Origin of the sequence: Algoriphagus alkaliphilus (assembly GCF_900103735.1) — a bacterium.
In the GTDB taxonomy this organism is placed as follows: Bacteria; Bacteroidota; Bacteroidia; order Cytophagales; family Cyclobacteriaceae; genus Algoriphagus; species Algoriphagus alkaliphilus.
On sequence record NZ_FMXE01000041.1, the window covers coordinates 1 to 23,049 of the forward strand.

Annotated in this window: 15 protein-coding genes; 12 read left to right on the top strand and 3 right to left on the bottom strand. The window is 44.7% G+C overall.

The window, feature by feature from the left end; translation table 11 throughout:
- From BLQ81_RS19675 to BLQ81_RS19685, 3 genes are all read right to left on the bottom strand, one after another.
- Positions 1–845: PQQ-dependent sugar dehydrogenase (locus BLQ81_RS19675; RefSeq protein WP_175454290.1), on the bottom strand; the 845-nt coding region annotated here is incomplete at its 3' end.
- Between the two features lie 114 nt (positions 846–959).
- Positions 960–2,069, bottom strand: coding sequence for an FG-GAP repeat domain-containing protein (locus BLQ81_RS19680; RefSeq protein ID WP_092734082.1), 1,110 nt, complete (start codon positions 2,067–2,069; stop codon positions 960–962).
- Positions 2,070–2,479: 410 nt separating this feature from the next.
- Positions 2,480–5,635 (bottom strand): PVC-type heme-binding CxxCH protein, encoded by a 3,156-nt coding sequence (locus BLQ81_RS19685; protein WP_092734085.1) that lies wholly within the window; start codon positions 5,633–5,635, stop codon positions 2,480–2,482.
- Between the two features lie 363 nt (positions 5,636–5,998).
- Between BLQ81_RS19685 and BLQ81_RS19690 the strand changes: the two genes are divergently transcribed.
- The 12 genes from BLQ81_RS19690 (at position 5,999) to BLQ81_RS19750 (ending at position 22,998) form a co-directional block, all read left to right on the top strand.
- A complete protein-coding gene (locus BLQ81_RS19690) occupies positions 5,999–9,091 on the top strand; it encodes a SusC/RagA family TonB-linked outer membrane protein (protein ID WP_092734088.1) in 3,093 nt (1,030 codons plus the stop codon).
- A gap of 43 nt (positions 9,092–9,134) precedes the next feature.
- On the top strand, positions 9,135–10,646 hold the full coding sequence (locus BLQ81_RS19695; protein WP_092734091.1) for a RagB/SusD family nutrient uptake outer membrane protein: 1,512 nt from the start codon (positions 9,135–9,137) through the stop codon (positions 10,644–10,646).
- Between the two features lie 345 nt (positions 10,647–10,991).
- Positions 10,992–13,676 (top strand): c-type cytochrome, encoded by a 2,685-nt coding sequence (locus tag BLQ81_RS19705; protein WP_092734097.1) that lies wholly within the window; start codon positions 10,992–10,994, stop codon positions 13,674–13,676.
- The gene (locus tag BLQ81_RS19710; RefSeq protein ID WP_092734100.1) at positions 13,673–14,437 is read left to right on the top strand and encodes a 3-keto-disaccharide hydrolase; all 765 of its coding nucleotides are present in this window, start codon (positions 13,673–13,675) and stop codon (positions 14,435–14,437) included. The genes BLQ81_RS19705 and BLQ81_RS19710 overlap by 4 nt, the downstream gene beginning before the upstream one ends.
- Before the next feature lie 594 nt (positions 14,438–15,031).
- A complete protein-coding gene (locus BLQ81_RS19715; protein ID WP_092734103.1) occupies positions 15,032–16,090 on the top strand; it encodes an aldose 1-epimerase family protein in 1,059 nt (352 codons plus the stop codon).
- A 290-nt stretch (positions 16,091–16,380) separates the two neighbouring features.
- Positions 16,381–17,589: a cupin domain-containing protein gene (locus BLQ81_RS19720; RefSeq protein ID WP_092734106.1), complete on the top strand. Its 1,209-nt coding sequence runs from the start codon at positions 16,381–16,383 to the stop codon at positions 17,587–17,589.
- 201 nt (positions 17,590–17,790) lie between these two features.
- Positions 17,791–18,813: a sugar phosphate isomerase/epimerase family protein gene (locus tag BLQ81_RS19725; protein ID WP_217636692.1), complete on the top strand. Its 1,023-nt coding sequence runs from the start codon at positions 17,791–17,793 to the stop codon at positions 18,811–18,813.
- Positions 18,814–18,967: 154 nt separating this feature from the next.
- Positions 18,968–20,134 carry a Gfo/Idh/MocA family protein gene (locus BLQ81_RS19730; RefSeq protein WP_092734112.1) on the top strand — a complete coding sequence of 389 codons (1,167 nt, stop codon included), beginning with the start codon at positions 18,968–18,970 and terminating at the stop codon, positions 20,132–20,134.
- A 176-nt stretch (positions 20,135–20,310) separates the two neighbouring features.
- The gene (locus tag BLQ81_RS19735) at positions 20,311–20,571 is read left to right on the top strand and encodes a hypothetical protein (protein ID WP_092734114.1); all 261 of its coding nucleotides are present in this window, start codon (positions 20,311–20,313) and stop codon (positions 20,569–20,571) included.
- The gene (locus tag BLQ81_RS19740) at positions 20,568–20,780 is read left to right on the top strand and encodes a Txe/YoeB family addiction module toxin (RefSeq protein WP_092734117.1); all 213 of its coding nucleotides are present in this window, start codon (positions 20,568–20,570) and stop codon (positions 20,778–20,780) included. Before BLQ81_RS19735 ends, BLQ81_RS19740 begins: the two co-directional genes overlap by 4 nt.
- Before the next feature lie 241 nt (positions 20,781–21,021).
- Positions 21,022–22,050, top strand: coding sequence for a proline iminopeptidase-family hydrolase (locus BLQ81_RS19745; protein WP_092734120.1), 1,029 nt, complete (start codon positions 21,022–21,024; stop codon positions 22,048–22,050).
- Between the two features lie 411 nt (positions 22,051–22,461).
- Positions 22,462–22,998 (top strand): pyridoxamine 5'-phosphate oxidase family protein, encoded by a 537-nt coding sequence (locus tag BLQ81_RS19750; protein WP_092734123.1) that lies wholly within the window; start codon positions 22,462–22,464, stop codon positions 22,996–22,998.
- Positions 22,999–23,049: the final 51 nt, after the last annotated feature.

Consider the following 23,049-nt stretch of genomic DNA (forward strand, 5'->3'; position numbering starts at 1 on the left):
AGCTGAGGATTTAGCCCTTCTGCGATGCTTTGCTGCATGTCTCCAGTGGTGAAATACAGGAATCCATCGGTGTCAAAGAGAAGGCGGCTTCCCCAACGTGTTCCCCCGCTGACTAAGATCGAATCCGGAGCTTCAAAAAGTGTCTCTTGCCCCACCCATTGGTAATCCTTTATTTTCCCTCGGACCAATTTGGTCATAGCAGGTGAAGTCCTATCGGCTGTGTTCTTTGGATTATGACTGTAAGCGAAATAGATCCAGCCATTTTCTGAATAGTTAGGATCCAAAGCCAAATCCATCATCCCTCCAACCAAGTCAGTTCCATAGATAAAAGGAATTCCGGTTACCCGTTTGGGATCGATTTTGCCATCGACCACCCAATAAAGCTCCCCTTTGTTTCCTGAGATTAAGGCACGCTTTTCATCCACAAACTCAATTCCCCAAGGGAAAACCAGTCCTTCGGTGACTAGATTCTCCACCTTGAGGGTATAATCTTCAGTGCTGAAAGTCAGGATTTCTTCCGATTTCTCTTGGGTCGGTTGATTTTTTCTAATGCCTAAAATGTAGTCAGTAAGCTCTCCAATTTCGTGTGTGGGCAAGGCACTACCCCACTTAATCATCGTTGTATTGGGTATTCCATTGCTAATGACTTTGCTGATATCGGCAGGTTCATTTCCATACTTTAAGTTTTCTACCAAAAGTGAAGTGCCAGCCGGTGTTCCTTTTAGGTCAGCACCATGACAACCCGTGCAGTACATTTTGTAAACCTTCTCTCCATTTTGAGCTGATGCAGTGAATGCGGACAATAGTAGAGCAGTCAAAAAGATGAGTGATGGTGTAGCTTTCATAGTAAAATTCCTGAAGGGTTTTGCTTTAGGAAGATACGTAATTCTTATCGTGGGCTCATTTGATTTCGATTAGCTTCAAATATCGGTCATCCGGCACCAGACAACCAACATAGATCACTTCTGAAAAAACACCGCCAAGCCATCTTTCCCTGCCACGGCAATGTCAATTTTTCCATCTCCATTCAGGTCTCCGGTCGAAAAGTAAAGACCTGTACCTTTTCCTTCTCCAAATGGCCCATAGCTGATCACATTTTTAACAAATGTCTTTCCGTTCCATCTGAAGTAGTACAAGCCAATATCGTCCAGTTCTCCCGGGTCTTTTCCGTTATGAGCGCGATAACGCTTGCCTGTGATCAGCTCGTTTTTGCCGTCGCCGTCCAGGTCCACCCATTCCAAGGCATGGTATTGGGCGTGGTAGGGATCGATATCATGTTTGACAAATGATATTTCCCCGTCCTTTCTCACCTGTTCCATCCAATACAGGCCATAGTTGTGGCCATTGCCTGCGATGAGGTCATTCATTCCATCTCCGTTGAGGTCAGTGACGATAATAGGAATGCTGGTGTCTCCCAAATTGAAAGTCGGGTGAAAAATCCATTGCCCATACCGCAAATCGGGCGGAGCCTCATACCAGCCAAACGAACTCACCAAGTCCCCCCAGCCGTCTCCGTTGATATCCCCAAAGCCCAAACCATGACCCTGGGTTTCGAATACTTCATGCTTTTCAAATTGATTTGGTGCTACCCATTTGTAAAATGCCAGAGGCTTTCGGGGCGTGTTGGGGACGATTTCCAAGGTGCCGTCTCCATCGATATCCCAAGCCCGGATGGTTTCGATATTGCCCGTTTCGGCGATAAGATGTTCTTTCCATTCGGAGGCCTTGCCCGGATTCTCCTTCCAGGTCAGTTTGCCCTCAAACCAGCCCCCCGTGATAAAATCTACCCGACCGTCACCGTTGACATCCATGGGTATGGTGGAGAAATCCTCGTAATATTCCCCATACCGCTTCACTTGACCGATCAACTGTCGTTCGAGAAATTTCGGCCCTTTGTACCAATAGCTTCCCGAGAGCAAGTCGGGAATGCCGTCCTTGTCCACGTCCATGATCCCAACAGATTCATAGCTTTCGTAGGCGATCATCTGCTTTTCAAAACTGAGATTTTTGGATTGGGAAAAGGAAAGGACAGGTAAGACTAAGGCTAGAAGTGTGAGGCGGGTTTTCATTAATAATTTGTAAAATTTACGAAGTACGGTTTACGAAGTACGAGATACGAAGTACGAATTACGAGGTCAACATGAACCTCAATCCTATGAACAGAGAGTAAGCTCATTTATGCTGATTACTTTGCAGACAAATAGCTTACCATCTAATTTGGAATTTCGGTTTGGGTATTGAATCAACTTAATAACCAATGACTTAATAATCAATAATGAACGATGAATGTAGAATACTGAATAGCGAAGATAGCCGGACAACGATCACCGGACATCTGACATCGGTCATCGGACAACCCCACCAATAACTCAATAACCAATAACCGTAATACCGAACATCGAATTTTGAATGCCAAATATCGAAGATGTCCGAAGCCTGAAATTTTTCAATCTTCCAATTTTTCAATTTTTCAATCAAATCACTTCTCCATCGGATGCGCCTTCAACAGCTCCTCCGGAGTCCAGAAGCCATCCTTGCCCTTGACCTCTTCACGTACCTGTCTGACCAATTCGGGGGAGATGGGACTGGCTTTATTTCCAAAGGAATTTCGGACATAAGTGAGCACTGCTGCTATTTCTGAGTCATTGAGCATGCCTTCATAAGGAGTCATAGGCACTTGTCCGGGGTATTCACGTCCCGCTACTTCGATCGGCCCCATGATTCCTTTCAGGACGATTTTGATCAGTCGCTCGGGACTTCCCGTTACCCAAGGCGTGCCACGAAGTGGAGGGAATTGCGATGCGGTCAAGCCCCCACCGTCAGCCTGATGACAAGTGCTGCAGAAGCCTTCACGCCCATAGATTTCTTTTCCCAACACAAATAACTCACGGTCCGAACCGGTCAGCGAGGACTTGATATCTTCTTCCTTTTTCTGTGTGACTGAAAGTCCGTTCAAATGTGCCACGGCAGTTTCCAGGGTGCCGGGGATCCAAGTTTTGTCTTTGGGTTGTTTTTCGGCTTCCGCCAAAATCGGCAATCCAGTCTCTCTCGGCAACCAGGAAGCAGCCGCAATCGCCTCCATTCTTACTCTTCCGTGAGGATCTTTGGCCGAAGCCAGCAGCAGTTCAGCCTGATCTTTCACCTGATGCCCGGTATAGCGAAGTACCCGGGTGGATGCTGCCCTTACCCGGTGGTCAGAGGATTTCAAGAGTTCTCTCAGCAAGGGTTGATTGACTTTATTTGCTCCCCAGGAGACCCAAAGCGCTTCGAGTCGGTGATGCTCGTAATTGGGGTCATTTTTATCAAGACTTGCCACCCATTTTTCCACAGCGGCAGTCACTTCCCCCGGATCTCTGCCCCGGAGTTCACGTTTGGTGCGATAGCGGGTTCGGTATTCAGGGAGTTTCAGGTTTTCCAGCAATTCGGAGATACTTGCTCCGTCGATTTTGGCAGGTGTGACCAAAGGCCGGGAAGGATAGGTCACCCGATAGATCCTGCCATGCACATGATCTCTCAGCGGATCGCGGGCATTGTGCTGCATGTGCCCGATCAGGATATTGTGCCAGTCCACGATGTAGAGTGATCCGTCAGGAGCGATCTCCATATCCACAGGACGGAAATTTCGGTCAGTGGATACTACCAGATCCTGTCTCCACTTTGTTTTAAATCCGACAGTGTCTTCAAAAACTTGGTGTTGCTTGGTACCGAGGAAACCGATGGTATTGTTGATGATCAGGTCACCTTGGATATCCTCCGGAAAGTGGCGGCTGGAGATAAATTCCAGTCCGGAAGTAGGGCGAACCATGTGATCTTTTTCGATGAGGTTTGGCCCCTTGAAGTTGCTGTTTCCGTATCGTGGCAAGGTCGAGCCTGGAAGCATCCAGTTGACATTGGGGCCGGAGGTTTCGGCGTAGAAGTTTTGCCCCCATGCATCAAAGGCAATGCCCCATGGATTGGGGATGTTCACTTGATTCACTCGTTCCAGCTTGTGCCGTTTGGGTTCAAATCGGTAAAATCCCCCATTGGTAGCCCGAACAGGCCCGTAGGAGGTTTCCACATTGGTGTGGAGGAAAACGCCTTCTGCCATGTAAATCGCTCCGGATTCGTCCGTAGTGAATGCCGAAATCGCGTGGTGGGTGTCATGGTCATCAAATCCGCTGAGCAGGATTTCTTTTCGGTCAGCCTTGTCGTCTCCGTTTTCATCAATCAGGATGATCAGATTGTTACCCTGCGAAACGTAAACCCCTTCCGGTGAGATTTCGAAGCCTACGGGGAGGTGCAGGTTGTCTGCGAAAGTGGTTTGCTTGTCGGCTTTTCCATCGCCGTCAGTATCTTCAAGAATAATCAGCTTATCCTTTGGTCTCGGGTCTCCCGGTTTGTAGTGCGGATAGCTTGGCATGGTGGCTACCCAGAGTCTTCCTTTGTTGTCAAAGGAGAGCTGAACGGGATTGGCAAGATCAGGGAATTCATCCTCTGAGGCGAAAAGTTCGATTTTGTAGCCCTCAGGGACTTTGAGTGTTTTCAGTGCATCTTCTCCGTATTTGTATTCCAGGCTACCATTGGCTTGGGGATTGTAATTGGTTTTGACTTCCGGTAGGCTTCGTGTTTTGGCATCTGCGGCGACTAAATCCTTCACTTTACCAATTGAGGCTTCCCAAATAGCCGTATCCCGAATGGCAGTCATCTGTCGGATTTTTTCCAACTCAAAAGGATAATTATCAGGACCAAAGGGATCGTATCGACGCCCAAAGACATGGACTCCGTTCGGGATTTTGTAGTCATTGGTCCACATCCAATTTTTTTCCATCACGGCCTGATGGATCAGTTCCCGATTTGCTTCGGCATTGTGGTTTTCCTTTCCGAAAAGTTTGTCAGCCAATAAGACAGCCAATTTTGCATAGCCCTTCTCGTTTAGTTGTGAGCCATCAATGGTCAGGGGTGCTTCCGATTCCTTATACCATTTCTGACTTGGGTTAAAGGCATCGACGAAAAGCAATTCATGCTTTGTCGCCACGTCTTTCATTGCCTCAGTATAAAGTTTCAGATTTTCGTTCTCCTTTTTTCCGTCAGGGACGTCCTTTATCGCTGTGATATCTTCAAAGGCAATGGGGGAAACCAAGGCGAGTTGAGGAGTTGTTTTGCCATTGTATTGTTGGGCTATTGAATGAAGAATCCAGGCTTCCAATTCAGCTTTGAAATTTTCAAGTCCTTCTTTACCCTGAAAAGACTCATTAAAACCAAAAAATCCTATCACAATATCAGCTTGTAACCTGGTAAGCCATTGGTCGGGCTTTTCCAAAAACCCTTCACTTCCTGATCTGGTGGCATATTCGGTCTGAAAATCTTCGGCTCCCGGAAAAGCCCAAGGGTCATTTGTTCCTGATCGAGGCCTGAATCCCGGTGTGTCACCCGGGTCACTTAGATTCCGGATGAATAGTGTGCTGTCAGGATATCGGAGGTGCATTTCGGTCTCGAAAAGCCCATAGTCCATCATCCGGGATCCAAGGTTGTTTCCCAGCAGGGTGATTCGTGAATTTTTGCGGAGCTCGAGGGTTTTATCCTGGGAGCAAGAGGAAAAAATCAGCAGAAAAATTAAAAAAAGAAAGGAGGCTTGGGTGATTTTTGGGTTGATCATAGGAAGGATTGCATTTGGTGTTAAGTATAAGCAGAAAGGCGGGGAATTTCAATAAGTATAAAGTATCCCAACACTTAAATAGTATAAATAAAGATCAAATTAATGTCGGTTCAAGTATTCTTATATCTATAAAAAAGGCTGATACTATCCTGTGCTATCCTGCTTGTAGTGGATGTAATAGTACTGGTTATATTTAGTTTTGGATTGTTTTTGGGTTAATTTTTTTTAGGGTCAAGCATCCTGTACTGTCCTGCATTAAAAATTTGATTTTTAGAGGCTTATACATGATAGGGCAGGATGGGGGCTTTTATTTATATGCGGTTATTAGGTGGAAATATTTTCTGTTCAATAAAACCCACCTGTATGAATAACCATTATCTATCTAAGATGAAAATCCGACTATTCGGATTTTTGTTGCTTATGTTTTGCATAAGCGTAACGAGTTTTGGGCAGACGCAGTCTGTCCGGGGTGTAATCTCATCCGAAGGCGAACCTGTACCCGGTGCATTGGTAATTGTAAAAGGCACCCAGCGAGGTACGGTCACTGATATCGATGGGAGCTTTTCCATTCAAGCAGCCGCTGGAGAGACTTTGGTAGTCAGTTTTGTTGGCTACACGACAAAGGAAGTCGCAGTGGTGGGAAATCAGACCTCCTATACAATAGAATTGGCTCTATCTACTTCGAATCTTTCAGAGGTCGTAGTTGTAGGTTATGGTAGTCAAATTAAAAAGGAGGTTACCGGGGCCGTAGTGAGTATTGGCGGTGCTGAACTGAGAGATATGCCTGTTTCCACCATAGCTCAGAAGCTTCAGGGTAGACTGGCAGGTGTTCAGATCAATCAGACTACCGGTCAGCCAGGACGTGGAATGCAAGTGAGGATCCGAGGTCAGCTTTCAGTAAGTGGTGGTAGCGAACCATTATATGTAGTGGATGGATTTCCTATTACCGGGGATATCAATGCGATCAACCCTGATGAGATCGAAGATATCTCAGTATTGAAAGATGCCGCCTCTACTTCGCTGTATGGTTCAAGAGCTGCAAATGGAGTAGTTTTGATTACAACCAAAAAAGGAAAGGCAGGTCAAACCAATGTCAATTTGAACGTGTTTTCAGGTTTTCAGAAAGTTCCTCAGCGAGGCCGCTTGGAAATGATGAATGCTGAGGAGTTTGCTCAATTCAAGAAAGAATATTACGAGGATGCCAAGCAGCCTGTACCAAGTGTTTTTCAAGATCCTTCGATCTATCGGGACAAAACCAACGATTGGTACGATGCTCTCCTTCAGACAGCTCCAATCTCCAGCTATAATCTTACACTTACTTCCAATAAGGAGAGAGTCAATACCTCCGTCGTAGTAGGTTTATTTGATCAAAAAGGTGTCGTTGTCAATACTGATTTCAAGAGATTTTCCCTTCGCTTAAATACGGAGTATCAGCTTTCTGACAAGATAAATATTGGAGTGAATGTCGCTCCGAATTACGTATATGACAACACCCCAAGAACTGATGGCACAAGAGGAACGGGCATTATCTTTAATGCCTTGCATACTTGGCCAGTCATGCCGATCCGTGATGAGTCTGGGGAGTTGACGTTGTTCAACCGTTTTCCTGCTGAGACAGGTAACATCTTCGCTTATCCAAACTGGGTGAGATCGGCCCAAGAACTTACCAATGAGACCACACGATTAAATTTGTTGGCTACTACGTATTTGGAATGGAAGCCAATCAAGGGACTTTCCTTGAAGTCAACGTTCAATGTGGAATTGAACAATTCAAGATTTTTCTTTTCCAATCCTTCTACTGCCACTTCAGCTATAAATCAGGCCATTCCCACGATTGCGGCTTCCATCCGTGATAACAACAACAATATGTCGTGGCTGAACGAAAACATAGCTACTTATCGTAACTCGATCAAAGATCATAATTTTGAGATCTTAGCAGGATTTTCAAACCAGCATTTCCGTCTTGATCAGTCCCGTATTCAAGCAGATACTTATCCGGATGATCGCCTTCTTACTATTCAGTCCGCGGTCAACATCAATCGTGGAGGTACCTTTAACAATGTGCAGGAGTGGAGTCTTACCTCAGTTTTCTCCAGATTTACCTACAATTACAAGGGCAAATATCTTTTCACAGCTTCTGCTCGGGGGGATGGTTCTTCGCGATTTGGAGTAAACAATCGATGGGGGGTATTCCCTTCTACCTCAGTAGGATGGGTTCTTTCTGACGAGGAATTCCTTAAGGGAAATGAGAAGGTTTCCTTTGCCAAACTTAGAGCCAGTTATGGAATCACCGGTAACAACAACATCGGAAATTATACCCAATATGCCTTGATTAACAATACAGTCAATGTAGCTTTCAATAATGTTGTTACTCCCGGTGCCGCGGTTGTTTCATTGGATAATCCAAACCTTGGATGGGAGACCACCGCTCAGTTTGATATAGGGTTTGATCTTGGATTTTTGGACGATAGAATCACATTCAACTACGATTACTTCGTTAAAAACACAACTAACCTGCTTTTTGCGGTTCCGATTCCCCAAGAATCCGGTTTTACCAACTTCAATGATAACATCGGGGAGATCAAATTCTGGGGGCATGAATTCCAAATCAATGCAGTGCCTACCAAAGGAGCATTCAGATGGTCGGTCAATGCGAACCTATCATTCAATCGCAATGAGGTGATTGCCCTTGCAGATGGAATCGACAGAGTTTATGGAGACTTTCATATTACTCAGGTAGGGAAGCCATTTGCACAATTCTATGGACTCAAGAAGTTGGGTAACTATGCCAACGCTCAAGATTTGGCTAATTCCCCTGTTATTCCCGGTAGATCTACAGTGGGTAGCATCAAGCTGGAGGATTTCAACGGGGACGGTGTAATTACGTTTGGAGGAGATCGAGATGACAGGCAAATCATAGGTAACCCTTTTCCTGACTTCTCCTACGGGATTACCAACAATTTCAACTACAAAAACTGGGATATGAGCATTGTAGGCTCTGGATCTCAAGGACAAGACGTGTATATGAGACACCTTTTCTCTACTGCCAATTTGGATGGGGTATTCAATATGGTGAGAAGGGCTGGTGACCGGTTTAGATCCCCGGAAAACCCTGGTGCAGGCATATTTGGTACGACAGTAGGTGGAGGTAACGTCACGGGAATTGAACGAGACTGGCCCAACAGTAACTTCGTTTGGGATGCGTCCTTCTTTACCATCCGAAACATCACGCTGGGATACACCCTTACCAAGCTTCCTAAAGTAATTAAATCAGCCCGTTTGTATGCTTCGGCGCAGAATGTATTTGTATTCACGAATTATTGGGGAGGCCAAAATCCTGAGGTAAGTATGCAAAACAACGGTCAGGGAGATGGAGGCAATCTTAGCCCGGGAGTAGATCTAGGCCCGTTTCCTGTGCCGCGTACGATCACCTTTGGTGCAAACATCAATTTTTAATCATGGCTACTTAGTAGTTGATTACTTCCTAAACTGAACTAAAATGAAAAAATATAGCATTTTACTATTGATCCTGCTGATGTCATTCACCAGCTGTGATGACTTTCTGACCGTCGTGCCGGAGACACAGTTGAGCTCGGCTACCTTCTTTAAAACAGAAAATGATTTTATCCAGGCAGTAAATGGAGCCTATGCTCCTTTGCGAGCATATTATAATGGGCCTGCTTGGCTTTTAGGTGAATTGCACTCGGACAATACCTTTTACATGCGGAATGTCCTATTTGGGGCTGTTGAAAACTCCGAAAATCTAGCGGATTTCTCGGTGCCTGTCAGTAACGGAACTACTCCAAATACAAATGTCCTCGCCGCTTGGCGACAATTGTATCTGATTATCGCCCGTGCTAATCAAGTATTGGCTCCGATTGATGCAGTTGCGTTCAATCAGGAGTCCAAAAACAATGTAAAAGGTCAGGCACTGTTTCTAAGAGCGTTCGCCTATTTTCATTTGGTACGCTACTTTGGAAAAGTACCTCTCCACATTATTCCTGTGCCAGGCCGTGATGGTTCAGGTCTTCCACTGTCTGAGGAGGCGGCAGTCTTTGACCAGATTATAAAAGACTTGACAGAGGCCGTTCCTCTCCTTCCACAGAAAGCTCAGCAGCTACCGGGTCGAGTGACTCAAGGTGCTGCCAGAACGCTCTTGGCTGATGTGTTTATCTATCGCAAGAGATGGGCCGATGCGGAGCAGGTTTTGGCACCGGCGATCTCATCGGGACAGTACGCCTTGATGGCCTCTTATGCGATGGTCTTCCCTAAAAATTCAACCAATAAAAACAACTCCGAATCAGTCTTTGAGATACAATATCGTGAAGGGGCAGATGGTCTTCAGGGGACATTCTTGTATCAGCATTTACCCTTACCGCTTACAGTAGCCGAAGTGAGGGCTTTGTTTAACACAGGTAATCCTCAGCCATTGGATGGTCAGGGAAATAATATTCCCACACCGGATATTATTGCAGCATATGAGACTGGGGATCTCCGCAAGGATGTATCGATCGATGTCATCACCGTTTCAGGAAGGCCAGGTTCCAATAAGCTTACCCCTGTTATTAAGAAGTTTCGGGATAATCATGCCCAGCATAACAACCATGGGGTAAACTGGCCGGTATATCGCTACGCGGAGGTGTTGCTGTTGATGGCAGAGGCACTTAATGAGCAAGGGAAAACAGCTGCAGCGATTCCTCTGTTAAATCAAGTCCGTACTCGGGCAGGACTTGCTGCCACTACGGCTTCAAGTCAAGCGAATGTCCGTGAAGCAATTTTTAAGGAAAGAAGAGTTGAGCTTGCATTTGAAAATAAGCGGTGGTTTGATATCATGAGAACTGACCGTATCCAAGAGATTATTGTACCTTACGGTCGGAGAATCGTGGCTAATCCACTGAATTACTACTTTCCGCCAATTCCCGGGGCAGTTCCAAGGAATAACGTCTTTACTAATTTGGATAAATTCTATCCATATCCCGCAGCAGAAGCCGAAATTAGTCCATTCTTTTAAGTTGGTTTTCTTTAATTCAAATAGCCCGACAATCGGTAGGATTTTCCAAATCTGAAAGTTGTTGGGTTATTTTCTTCCCGGCAGGAGTAAGCAGGACAGTTAAATTCTTGACAGGAAGTAAATAGCTTTCACGAACGGCTTTTAGCCTCATTAAATTATTCTCAACTTGAACAATATGAAATTCCCATGATCCCGTATTTACGGGATCACACAGGAAGATGCCCCGAGCTATCGGGGCAGGGCATTCTCCCGATGAAAGATCGGGACAGGCTATCTGACCAAAAAAAATCAAATTATAAACAGATGAAATTTTATCTCCCTGCAATCCAATAATCCCAATACTATATGTTCCATAGAAGCACGATAAAGAATCTTTTCCTTCTTTTTGGAGTCCTTGCAATTTCGGTTGCCTGCTCCAAAAAAGAAGAAACAGGCCGGCAGCTTACCGGTAACCCTAAAATTGACAAGCTTAAACTTCCTGACGGATTCGTGGCAGAGCATCTCTACAGTCCCGGAGATAATGAGCAGGGCAGTTGGGTGGCGATGACCTTTGATGATAAGGGTAGAATGATTACCTCCGATCAGTATGGGTATTTATATCGACTCGAGCTCCCTCCAATCGGCTCTGATTCCACAGTAAAACCCAAAGTCGAGAAACTGATCGTGGGAAATGTCTCCGAACCTCAGGTAGGAATGGGCTATGCACAGGGATTGCTATATGCATTTAACTCACTTTATGTGATGGTAAATCACAACCCCAATGAGACCTTCAGCCAACCTACAGGATTATACCGGATCCAGGATTTGGACGGGGATGATCAGTATGAGAGCATCACTCAGATTCGTGAATTGAAGGGGCAACAAGGTGAACATGGTCCCCACAGCATGCGCGTCACTCCGGATGGCAAATCCATTTACCTCATCGCAGGAAATCATGTCGATGTGCCTGAGATGAATGCTTACCGCCTGCCTAATGTTTGGCAGGAAGACAACCTTTTTCCCTTAATCAAAGACCCACGAGGTCATGCCAATAACCGAATGGCTCCAGGTGGATGGATCGCCAAAATTGATCCCGAAGGAAAAAATTGGGAATTGATCAGTGCAGGATTCAGAAATGCCTTCGATTTTGATTACAATGAGGTCGGTGATATTTTCGCTTATGATGCGGATATGGAATGGGATTTTGGAATGCCTTGGTATCGCCCAACACGGATAAATCATGCCACCAGCGGCTCGGAATTTGGTTGGAGGACAGGTAACTCCAAGTGGTCACCTGTCTATCCTGACAATCTCCCCGCAGTAATAAACCTTGGTCAAGGTTCACCTACGAATGCCATGTTCGGCTTCAAAGCCAACTTCCCAAGCAAATACAAAAAAGCATTGTATGCTTTTGACTGGAGTTTTGGAATCATCTATGCCATTCACCTTACTCCTAACGGAGCGACTTATGACGCTACAGCCGAGGAATTTATTTCCGGTTCTCCGCTTCCTCTTACTGATGGGGCCATTGGCCCTGACGGGGCATTCTACTTTGCCACCGGAGGGCGAAGGTTGGACTCGGACCTTTATCGGGTGACGTACAAAGGGGAATTGGATACACATAAGCCTCTGACTGAAGCTGACCTGCCTCAGGAAGCCAAACTCAGAAGAGAACTGGAGCAATATCATCAGGCAGGGGCTCCTGCGGAGGGATTGGAAAAAGCTTGGGCTCAACTCGGACACAAAGACAGATACGTACAATATGCTGCAAGAATCGTCCTTGAACACCAGCCTGTAGCAACCTGGAAAACAAAAGCAATTGCAGAATCTGATCCCACAAAAAAGATCCATGCCATTCTCGCTTTGGCGCGTCACGCCACCGATGCTGATGCAGCACCCATGTTGAACAGTCTGATGCAGGTGGATTTCAAGGGGCTTTCTGCCAGGGACAAGCAGGATATCCTGAGAACGATGGAAGTGATCCTTTTTCGTTATGACAAAGGGGCCGCTTCAGTGAAGCCTCAATTGATTACCTACCTCGATCCAAATTTCCCTGCAAATGACAACATGCTTGATCGTTCGCTCAGTATTTTGATGGTGCATCTGGATGCGCCGAGTGCTGTGGAAAAAACATTGGCTTTGCTTAAATCTGCCAAAGACGACGAAAATTATCAAAAGACATTTACTGCCTCATCAGATTTGGTCTTCAGAAACCCGCAATACGGGATGGACATTGCCAACATGCTTGCCAATCTGCCACCTGCACAGGCGACTTTCTATGCGACGGTATTGGGTGGTGCTGACAAAGGCTGGACTGCTGCGCAACGGGAGGAATATTTCAAATGGATAAACCATGCACTGACTGCCTATAAAGGTGGAAGGAGCTATGTGGGATTCATCGACCGGGCAAGGAAAATGGCACTGGCCAGTGTGGATAAGGCAGATTTTGAGAAATATGATGAAATGTCGGGTGGAAAATTACTGACAGCCAGCGGAAATGATATTATTGAATCAGGTGTACAACCTGAAGGTCCGGGTAGAAGGTGGACAGTTGAACTGGCAGAGCCTTTAGTCGCTGATCTTGTAGGACGTGACTTGGTCAAAGGCAAAGCGATGTATGCAGCTACACTTTGTTTGTCTTGCCACACGATGCAGGGTGAAGGTGGAGCTATTGGACCGGATTTGACACAGTTGGGTACAAGATTTTCTCCTAAAGATATCTTGGTAGCTACCATCAACCCAAGTGAAACAATCTCTGATCAATATCATGCGACTGTTCTTGAACTGAAAGCAGGAGGATCCATTGTAGGTAAACTGAATGACGAAGACGGGAAGAATTATTATATCTCGCAAAACCCTTTCGCTCCAAATGATATCAAAACTGTTGCGAAAAACACGGTCGTGTTGAAAAAGAACGCGGAGGTCTCCATCATGATGCCTGGCTTAATCAATCGACTCAATGAGGAAGAATTGAAAGACTTGATGGCGTATTTGATCTCCGGTGGCAATGCTGACCATGCAGTTTACAAACAACCAACTGCACAAAGATGATTAGCTCAACCTTCAAAACCGTAAAAATATCGAGCTTTATTCTGGCGGCCATATTCACTGTGGGATGTATTTCTTCCAAAGTTGATCATGCGGAATTCGAGTCCATATTTGATGGAAAAACGCTCGATGGATGGGAATTTGATCCTGTCTACTGGAGTGTAAAAGATGGTTTAATGGTGGGTGAAATCACTCCAGAAACAGTTTTGAAAAGCAATACTTTCATCATATGGAAAGGCGGAGAGCTCGGAGATTTCGAGTTAAAAGTAGACTACTGGATTTCTGAAGCCGGTAATTCCGGTGTGCAATATCGAAGTGATCGATTTACCGAGGTCCCCTTTGCGCTTCGGGGGTATCAAGCGGATATAGATGGAGGCAATCGCTACACAGGGCAAAATTACGAAGAACGAAAGCGAACCACCCTAGCTTATCGGGGGCAAAAAACGCGTATCACTTCGCAACCGGACAGTATAACTGAACCCCGTGGTTTTGTGGAGCGAAACGCCTGGAAAGGCCTGAACTTGGTCTCCGAACTTGGAAATCGGGACGAGCTTGGTGCTTTGATCAAGAAAGGTGACTGGAATACGATTCATATTGTTGCCAAGGGAAACGTGATGCAGCATTATGTCAATGGTACTCTAATGAGTGAAGTCACCGATGACGATGCAAAAAACAGGATGCTGAAAGGCTTGATGGGATTTCAGGTGCACGTAGGACCTCCAATGAAAGTGATGTTTAAGAACATTCTTTTGAAAAAAATGTAAGAATCTGAAACTACACAAGTTCAAAGGCGCGGAGAAATCCGCGCTTTTTTTTTGACAAAAGCCTGAGATTTTTACTGGGCAGACTTGATCGAAAAGTGATTCTTTTCTTAATTTTTTTAACAAGATCAATTGATTAAAAATCCGGAGCCATAAAAAAGGGATGGCTATTTTCCCTTCCTGATAAAGTAATAATTAGGCATAGAATAATTGAAATACCAAAAAAGCGGGGATACGAAACAATTTATTGAGGTTGAAAATAAATATTTGGAATTGTTTCTCCATGTATTGTGAATGTTTTGAGTAAGGCACACATTCAGCTTAAATATTAACCAAAAACACCTTATGATAAAACTTTATTCTTTGCTGTCTTTTTCGGCTCTTATGGATTGGAGCTTATGAGAATGAGATAATCGAAAGGCACATTACGCTTTAATGGATTTTTAGTGCTAATTCAGTTCATTTTTTGACTGACGGCAAAATTCGCTTTCCCATTTTACCTATCTTAAGCCTACACTTTTCCAGGCTACCCACATACAGCAGGATAGACTCGGGAAGCCTTTTTTATAGGTTTAATTCTAGTCCATCAAACCCAAAATGAACCTCGGAAATCCCAGCAACTGGAAACATAAACTCTCCAATTCTCACCAAATCGGCGGCATCGAAACCTCGGTCATCGACAACGGGGCAGGTCGTGGAGTACGAATCGCCTGGATAAATACCGGCACCGGGCTTCGGTACAAACTGGTACTGGATCGAGGAATGGATATTCTGGATGCCTTTTTCAATGAATATAGTCTTGCTTGGATTTCCCATGCCGGGCTGACTGCTCCACAGCCCTTTTCCAATCAGGGAATTGACTGGCTTCGCACCTTTGGAGGAGGCTTGTTGACTACTTGCGGGCTTTCCAATGCCGGTCCGCCAAATACCGATGAAAGTGGTAGCAGAGGACTTCATGGCAACTATTCGAATTCTCCTGCCGAGCTCGTCTCCATCAAGCAACCGGACATTTTCTCAGGAGATTTGAGCTTTGAGATTGTGGCCAAAGTCAGGGAAACGACCACGTTTGGTCCGAGTTTGGAAATGCTTCGCACGATTTCAGGAAAGGTCGGTTCGGCCAAAATTCGGATTAAAGATCAGGTGATCAACCGTGGAAATGCTCCGGCACCCCATATGTTGCTTTATCACATCAATTGCGGTTGGCCATTAATCGATGATGGCACGCGGATCGTTTGGCAGGGAGAAAAAAAACATAAAGCCACAGACATAAACAATACGGATTTCAACAGGAGATATGAATTTACCCAATGCGCTCCACCAATGGATGCTCATACAGGATTCGGAGAAGATGTGGCATTTATCAATCCAACCGCAGATGATGAAAATCAAGTCATTTGTGGCTATGCGAATGACAATTTGGAATTGGCCCTTAAAATTTCCTTTTCAAAAACCCAAATGCCTTGGCTGATCAACTGGCAGCATTGGGGCAAAAATGAGTATGTCACAGCATTGGAACCTGCGACACATCCACCAATCGGTCAAGCTGAAGCAAGAGAGAATGGAACTTTGATTTTACTTGATCCCGGAGCTGGCAAAAAGTATGACTTGGAGTTGGAGGTGCTGACCGGAGAAAAAGCGAGAGGATTTAAGGTTTGAGATTTGAAATTTGAAATTTGGGCATTAACGATTACTGACTTAAAAAAAATACGATTTATGAATTACCACGTCAACCTTGAACAATAAGCCATATAATCAGAATTTATTTCGGATAAAAATTGAATTTAGAAAATTAAAGAACCGGAAAAACCAATTTTTCAATTTTGAAATCTTTCAATTTTCCAATCCTAATACTCAATAACCAATAACTATTCTCAAGCTTCAAAATATCGAATATTGAATTTCGAATAATGAACAGTCAATAACTCAATAACCTAATAACCAATAAAATGAGCCTAGCAAAAAAAGCCCTTGAACAAGGCGAAGGAATACTGAGATTAACCCCAACTTGGGTTCCGCGGTCCTTTTGCGTACCCGGTCGAAGAATCAAACTTCATCCCGACGATTATTATTCCTTTGGAGGAATGCGAGGAGGGATTGATGAACGTTGGTTTGCTTCGACCACACCCGCCGAAAACGGACCACTGACTTCCAAAAATGAGGGTTTGAGCCATATTGCTTTTGAAGAAGGAGGTAAGACGGAGCTTTTTCTCCTGAAAGATGCCATTGATGAGTTGGGTGCGCTGATCGTTGGTTCCAGACTTTGGGATCAGTATAAATCCTGGCCGATGTATTCCAAGTTTTTTGACAATATGGGACCGCTTCCCCATCACATTCACCCCTCGGATGAATTTGGAAAGCTGACCAATCAAAACGGAAAACCTGAAGCCTACTATTTCCCTCCTCAGGTGAATAATCATGGTGGAGATTTTCCCTATACTTTCTTCGGAATTGCGCCGGGAACGAGCAAAGAGACGATTCTGCAGTGCTTGAAAGATTTCAAAAAAGGCGACAACAAGATCACGAATTACTCTCAGGCTTTCCGACTTCAGCCGGGTACAGGTTGGGATGTACCTCCGGGAATGCTCCATGCACCGGGATCACTTTGTACCTACGAACCTCAAAAGGCCTCTGACATTTTCGCCATGTATCAGTCCTTGGTCAATGAGGCGATTATTCCGGAGGATTTGCTTTGGAATGCTACACCCAAGGACCGATGGGGAGACTACGAATTGCTGGTAGAGATGATCGACTGGGACCTCAATGTCAATCCCAACTTGATGGATAATCACTACATGGAGCCGATTCCTGTAAAGAATTCTAAAGAAATGCGGGCGCAAGGATATCATGAGACCTGGATTTGCTATCGCTCTCATGATTACAGTGCCAAAGAGTTGACGGTATTTCCCGGCCAAACTGTGGTGATCAAAGATGCTGCTGCTTATGGTTTTATCATGATGCAAGGCTATGGCAAGATGGGCGTATGGGACATCGAAACACCGGCTTTGATTCGATTTGGGCAGTTGACTCATGACGAGTATTTTGTGACAGAGAAAGCTGCGCAGGCGGGAGTGAAGATTACCAATCATTCTAAAACCGACCCTATCGTGATGCTGAAGCACTTCGGGCCAAGAAATCCTGATTTAGCAATTTCTTAGTCAACAGTCCACGGTCAACAGTTGACAGATGCCCTCGAGAAACTTCAATCTTGGTTTTAAGGATTGAGGTACGAAATGGCAAGCTGTAGACGGTGGTCTGTCGACAGTTGACAAAAAAGTTTACTATCCGATCCCAATTATTTTGTAGCACATTAATTTTCGAATTTTCCAATCTTTCAATTTTCAAATCCAAACATAACCATGAACAATTTCCCTAAACTCCACAACGCCACTTGGCCGGGACTCGTGGGCAAAGGCCCGGACTCCGAACCTGTCATTCCTTTTGATACACTTCTGTCCATGACAGCCGCTGCAGAAGTCAAGGGAGTGAAATTTGATGGAATCGATGTGGGCTTGCTCGAACCGCATTTTGATCTCAACAATCCTGATGAAGCTAGAAAGCTTGCTGACAAAGTTTCCAAATACGGCCTGAATGTTGGCTCGCTCGTCGCTCCAATCTGGGCAGGTTCAGCCATGGGCACCGCCGATCAGCGCAAAACATTTGTGGAAATGGTCCGGAAATCCTGTGAGTTTGGCCAAAAGCTGAAAGATCTTGGGGTGAGGCATTATGGAGTAGTGCGGATTGATTCTGCAGCTGGAGTTACGGATTGGGCAAAAGATCCTGTGGGAAACACCAAGCAAATTGCTGAGACTTTCCGTGAAGCCTGTGATGTTGCTGCAGGTTTTGGAGAAAAATTAGCCGCCGAAGGCGAAATCTGCTGGGGAGCCATGCACAGCTGGAAACATATGGTGGAGTTGCTCGAAATGGTAGATCGTCCAAACATTGGTTTCCAGGCAGACATGTCCCACACTTTCCTCTACACGATGGGCTACAATGCTCCTGAAAACAGAATCTTGCCTGCCGATGCAGACCTCAAGGATCGTGAGACGATTAAGGCTGCATTGAAAACAGTAACTGATGTGCTGCGTCCATGGACCATCGACTTCCACGTCGCTCAAAACGATGGGTCAGTTTTCGGTTCGGGTTCGCATGACAAAACCGGACGTCACTGTCAAGCTACCGATCCAAACGGCCTGTTGGATATTGCTCATGATGCAGGCTATTGGCTAAGAGATGAAAATGGACAGTTGACCAAAGCTTTCCAGCACATATGCTGGGATGGTTGCATGTTTCCCAATGCCGTGATGGAAAATCAGCAAACCTGGAATGATATCCTCGCAGCGATGGTGAAGGTGCGAGACGCACACGGTTGGAAAGGGTGATTTACGAAGTACGAAATACGGGCTTCAAGCTAATGTTGATGTTAGTTTTGAAAGTGGACGTTTGAGGAACTATAACTTTGCAACCTTCCAACTTTCCAACCTTACCACTTTTCAACTCAATTTTCCAATATTCCAATTTTAAAATCTTTCAATCATGAATACTAAAAAACAAATCAGAATCGGACTGATCGGCACAGGACTGATGGGCCGAATACATACCAATGGATATAAGCGATTGTCGGACTTTTTCCCAGAATACGAGTATGTTCCTGTACTTCAGGCCTGCTGTTCCAGAAAGGCAGAACGTGCACAGGCATTCGCGGATCAGTGGGGCTATAAATCCATCGAAACGGACTGGAGAAAAATCATTGCACGGGACGATATCGATGCGGTGGATATTTGTACCCCAAATGATTCTCATGCAGAAATCGCCATTGCAGCCGCCAAGGCGGGGAAGATGATTCTCTGTGAAAAACCATTGGCACGTACAGTGGCGGAAGCAGAAGAAATGGTGAAAGCTGTGGAAGCCTCCGGAGTGAAAAATACGGTGTGGTACAATTACCGTCGTGTTCCCGCTGTGACTCTGGCCAAAAATATCGTTGCCTCAGGGAAACTCGGCAAGATTTTCCACTACCGCGCCAATTTCCTGCAGGATTGGACGATCAATCCCGAATTGCCGCAAGGAGGAGATGGACTCTGGAGATTGGATGTGGATGCCGCAGGTTCGGGTGTGACGGGTGACCTCTTGGCGCATTGCATCGATACGGCGATGTGGTTGAATGGAGGCATTACCGATGTCTCAGCGGTGACCGAAACTTTTGTAAAGGAGCGGGTTCATGTGGGTTCGGGAGAAAAGAAAAAAGTAGGAATCGATGATGCCTGTATTTTTCACTGCCACTTTTCCAATGGTTCCTTGGGACTGTTTGAGGCGACACGCTATGCAAGAGGACACAAAGCACTTTACACCTTTGAGATCAATGGGGAGCATGCTTCCATCCGATGGGATTTGCATGACCTGACGCGACTGGAGTATTTTGATCATGGTGACGAAAGTCAGGTAAGGGGATGGCGATCCATTCACGTGACGGATGGGGATCATCCTTATATGAAGCGATGGTGGATTCCCGGAACTTCCATCGGATACGAGCATTCCTTTATCCACCAAGTGTCCGATTTCTTCCTGAGCTTGCAGACTGGGGAACCATGCCATCCAACTTTCCGGGATGCCTTTGAAACTCAGAAAGTCTGCGAAGCCGTCATCGAATCCGCCAATTCCAGATCCTGGAAAGACACGGGAGTGGAATGGGTGGAGAAAGTTTAAAAATCAGAAGTATAAAGTCTGAAGTCTAAAAAGTCCAAGTCGAAAGGCTTGGATTTTTTTGTTCAAATTATTTTTGATTTATATTCTTTGCATTTTTAAGAGAGTTGACCGAGATTTTGTCTTATTTTCCGTTTTTGCCAAGAATCTTCAAGAGGATTTTACCGTAACTTTATGTCATGAAGCAACTATTTGAAATAGAGACTGATAAGCCTGAGGTATTGGATGAGTTCAGGGAGCTTGCACGCAAACATAAGTTGGCCTTCCGAGAATGGAAATTGGCCAAAAATGATAATCCTTCTCCGAGTGGAGACCCTTTTTTTGATAATCCAGAAAATGTTAAGGAGATTCTTCGGAGAAAGAAAGAAATGGATGCAGGAAATATTGAGTCGGTAACGCTATCTGATGAAGCAATTAAGAAGCTTTTGGATAGTGGATGAGTTTTAAAATTGTTTTTCGTCCAGATGCGATAAAGGATATTGAGAAGATATTAAAATCTGGAAATCAACCTTTAATTAGGAAGTTTAAAAAACTTATCGAGGAACTTCAAGAACATCCAGAGACCGGAACTGGCAAGCCTGAAAGATTAAAAAATAACCTTTCAGGATTCTGGTCAAGAAGGATAAACCAAGAACACCGCCTCGTTTAATCCATTGATGGGGATAAAGTCATCGTCACAGTGGTTTCAGCTTTTGGTCACTATTAAGTGGTCTAAATGATGTTAGAAGTTTTTTCAACTCACAGTCATTAAAAATCAAAAGACTTGGATTTATTGATGTAACTCATCTTTGATTTACAATCCCTTGATGCGAGGAAATCGCAATTCCATCTTTCAGGTTGAATCCTTTCAATTTTTCTTATAAATTGATTCATGACAAAACTCCGCCACCATGAAATACCTCTGGATTCTAGTTCTTTCAGCAGCAATTTCCTTTTTTTCCTGCCAATCCCATACTCAAACTGAATCAGTCGAGTCAGACTCCACAGCAGTTGTGATGGAAGAGGATGTTCAGATGATTCCGATCACCACACCAAAGGGCGAATTTAAAGTTTATACTCAGCGGGTAGGGGATAATCCGACGATGAAAGTGCTCCTGCTCCATGGAGGACCGGGGATGACGCATGAGCAGTACGCCAATTTCAAAGACTATCTGCCACAGGAAGGCATCGAGTTTATCTGGTATGATCAGTTGGGTTCGGCACATTCTGATCAACCGGATGATTCCACGCTGTGGACGATTGAGCGATTTGTGGATGAAGTGGAGCAGGTGAGAATTGCCTTGGGTTTGAACAAGGACAACTTCTTCCTCTATGGTCAATCCTGGGGTGGAATGCTCGGGATGGAATACGCCTTTAGACACCAGGACAAACTCAAAGGTCTTATCATTTCCAACATGATGGCAAGTTTGGATGATTATGAAAAATACGCCAAGGAAGTCCTTGGTCCTCAAATGCCCCCCTCGGTTTTTGCCGAACTGATGGAAATCGAAAAGAACAATGACTTCGAAAATCCCCGCTACATGGAATTACTGGGAGCCCATCATTACCCACAGCATGTACTTCGGATGCCTCCAAATGAATGGCCTGAAGAAATCAACCGAATGATGGGACAGGTGAATCCCAATGTATATGTCTACATGCAGGGATACAGCGAGTTTGGTATCACTCCGGGAGCAAGTCTGAAAGGGTGGAATGTGAAAGATCAGTTGAAAAATATAATTGTTCCCACCTTAGTCATCGGCGGCACACATGATACCATGGATCCCAAACACATGGAATGGATGTCCAAAGAAGTGGCAAATGGACGATTTTTACTTTGTCCAAATGGCAGTCATCTCAGCCAATATGACGATCCGGAGCATTTTTTTCCGGGATTGATCCAGTTTATCAAAGACGTGGATGGAGGGGAGTTTGAATAATGTCCCATTAATTTCCGCTTCTGAGTGCGATTGATTTTCTGCTCCCTAAACTCGTAAAAGGAGAAAGTATAGTTTTGATTTTGGGTCTTTAATTCCACACTTTGTGGAATTGCCATCACTCATTTCGCCGTTTTAAATCACAATTTAAACTTGTCTTTACAAAGTGATTAAAATTAATAACGGAGTAATTCCAACTATTTTATCTCATTAAACGGAAATAAAGAAAGTTTACTGGGCTGGATTTAAGTGTTCTTCAACTTTTCAAAATATTATTTTCTTTTCTACAAAAGAACATTGAGCCAAAGAATAGGCTCCGAATCTTGGATGCACTTTTGATCTCTTTTGGAAGACAGAGCGTCACGGGGGTTTACACCGCAAACTCTTTTTTTACTTAATAAAACACAAAAAACGATGAACTCAATTGATAAACAGCAAGAAGAAACCAATAGAAAGAATTTGGTTGGACCTGAGGCTATTGATAAAATCCGATCACTGATCGACAAATCAGGCTCTTGCTTTTTTGTAACCCATGCAAATCTCAACGGTTCTCATCAATCCAGACCAATGGCTGTTCAAAAAACCGACGATGCGGGGAATGTTTGGTTTCTCAGCGCCAAAGACAGTGTGAAAAACATGGAGTTGGAGCAAAACACGAATGTGACGCTCTATTTTCAAGGCTCCTCCTACTCCGATTTCCTGGAGCTGAATGGCCATGCGGAAGTCAGCTACGACAAGGAAAGAATCAAAGAACTCTGGGATCCTACCATCAAGACATGGTTTACCGAAGGCGTCGATGATCCCAGGATATCAGTGATCCGGTTTATTCCGGATTCGGGCTATTATTGGGACAACAAACACGGAAATGCGATCGCGGGGATTAAAATTCTCTTGAGCATGATTTCCGGGAAAACCATGGATGATTCTATTGAAGGGAATTTGAATCTCTAATAGCCAATTATCAAAACAAAGAAGTGTATTGCTCCAAGCGATACACTTTTT

Coding starts and splice junctions, on each gene's coding strand:
- BLQ81_RS19680 (WP_092734082.1), bottom strand. CDS start 2,069: ATGAAAACCCGCCTCACACTTCTAGCCTTAGTCTTACCTGTCCTTTCC.
- BLQ81_RS19685 (WP_092734085.1), bottom strand. CDS start 5,635: ATGATCAACCCAAAAATCACCCAAGCCTCCTTTCTTTTTTTAATTTTT.
- BLQ81_RS19690 (WP_092734088.1), top strand. CDS start 5,999: ATGAATAACCATTATCTATCTAAGATGAAAATCCGACTATTCGGATTT.
- BLQ81_RS19695 (WP_092734091.1), top strand. CDS start 9,135: ATGAAAAAATATAGCATTTTACTATTGATCCTGCTGATGTCATTCACC.
- BLQ81_RS19705 (WP_092734097.1), top strand. CDS start 10,992: ATGTTCCATAGAAGCACGATAAAGAATCTTTTCCTTCTTTTTGGAGTC.
- BLQ81_RS19710 (WP_092734100.1), top strand. CDS start 13,673: ATGATTAGCTCAACCTTCAAAACCGTAAAAATATCGAGCTTTATTCTG.
- BLQ81_RS19715 (WP_092734103.1), top strand. CDS start 15,032: ATGAACCTCGGAAATCCCAGCAACTGGAAACATAAACTCTCCAATTCT.
- BLQ81_RS19720 (WP_092734106.1), top strand. CDS start 16,381: ATGAGCCTAGCAAAAAAAGCCCTTGAACAAGGCGAAGGAATACTGAGA.
- BLQ81_RS19725 (WP_217636692.1), top strand. CDS start 17,791: ATGAACAATTTCCCTAAACTCCACAACGCCACTTGGCCGGGACTCGTG.
- BLQ81_RS19730 (WP_092734112.1), top strand. CDS start 18,968: ATGAATACTAAAAAACAAATCAGAATCGGACTGATCGGCACAGGACTG.
- BLQ81_RS19735 (WP_092734114.1), top strand. CDS start 20,311: ATGAAGCAACTATTTGAAATAGAGACTGATAAGCCTGAGGTATTGGAT.
- BLQ81_RS19740 (WP_092734117.1), top strand. CDS start 20,568: ATGAGTTTTAAAATTGTTTTTCGTCCAGATGCGATAAAGGATATTGAG.
- BLQ81_RS19745 (WP_092734120.1), top strand. CDS start 21,022: ATGAAATACCTCTGGATTCTAGTTCTTTCAGCAGCAATTTCCTTTTTT.
- BLQ81_RS19750 (WP_092734123.1), top strand. CDS start 22,462: ATGAACTCAATTGATAAACAGCAAGAAGAAACCAATAGAAAGAATTTG.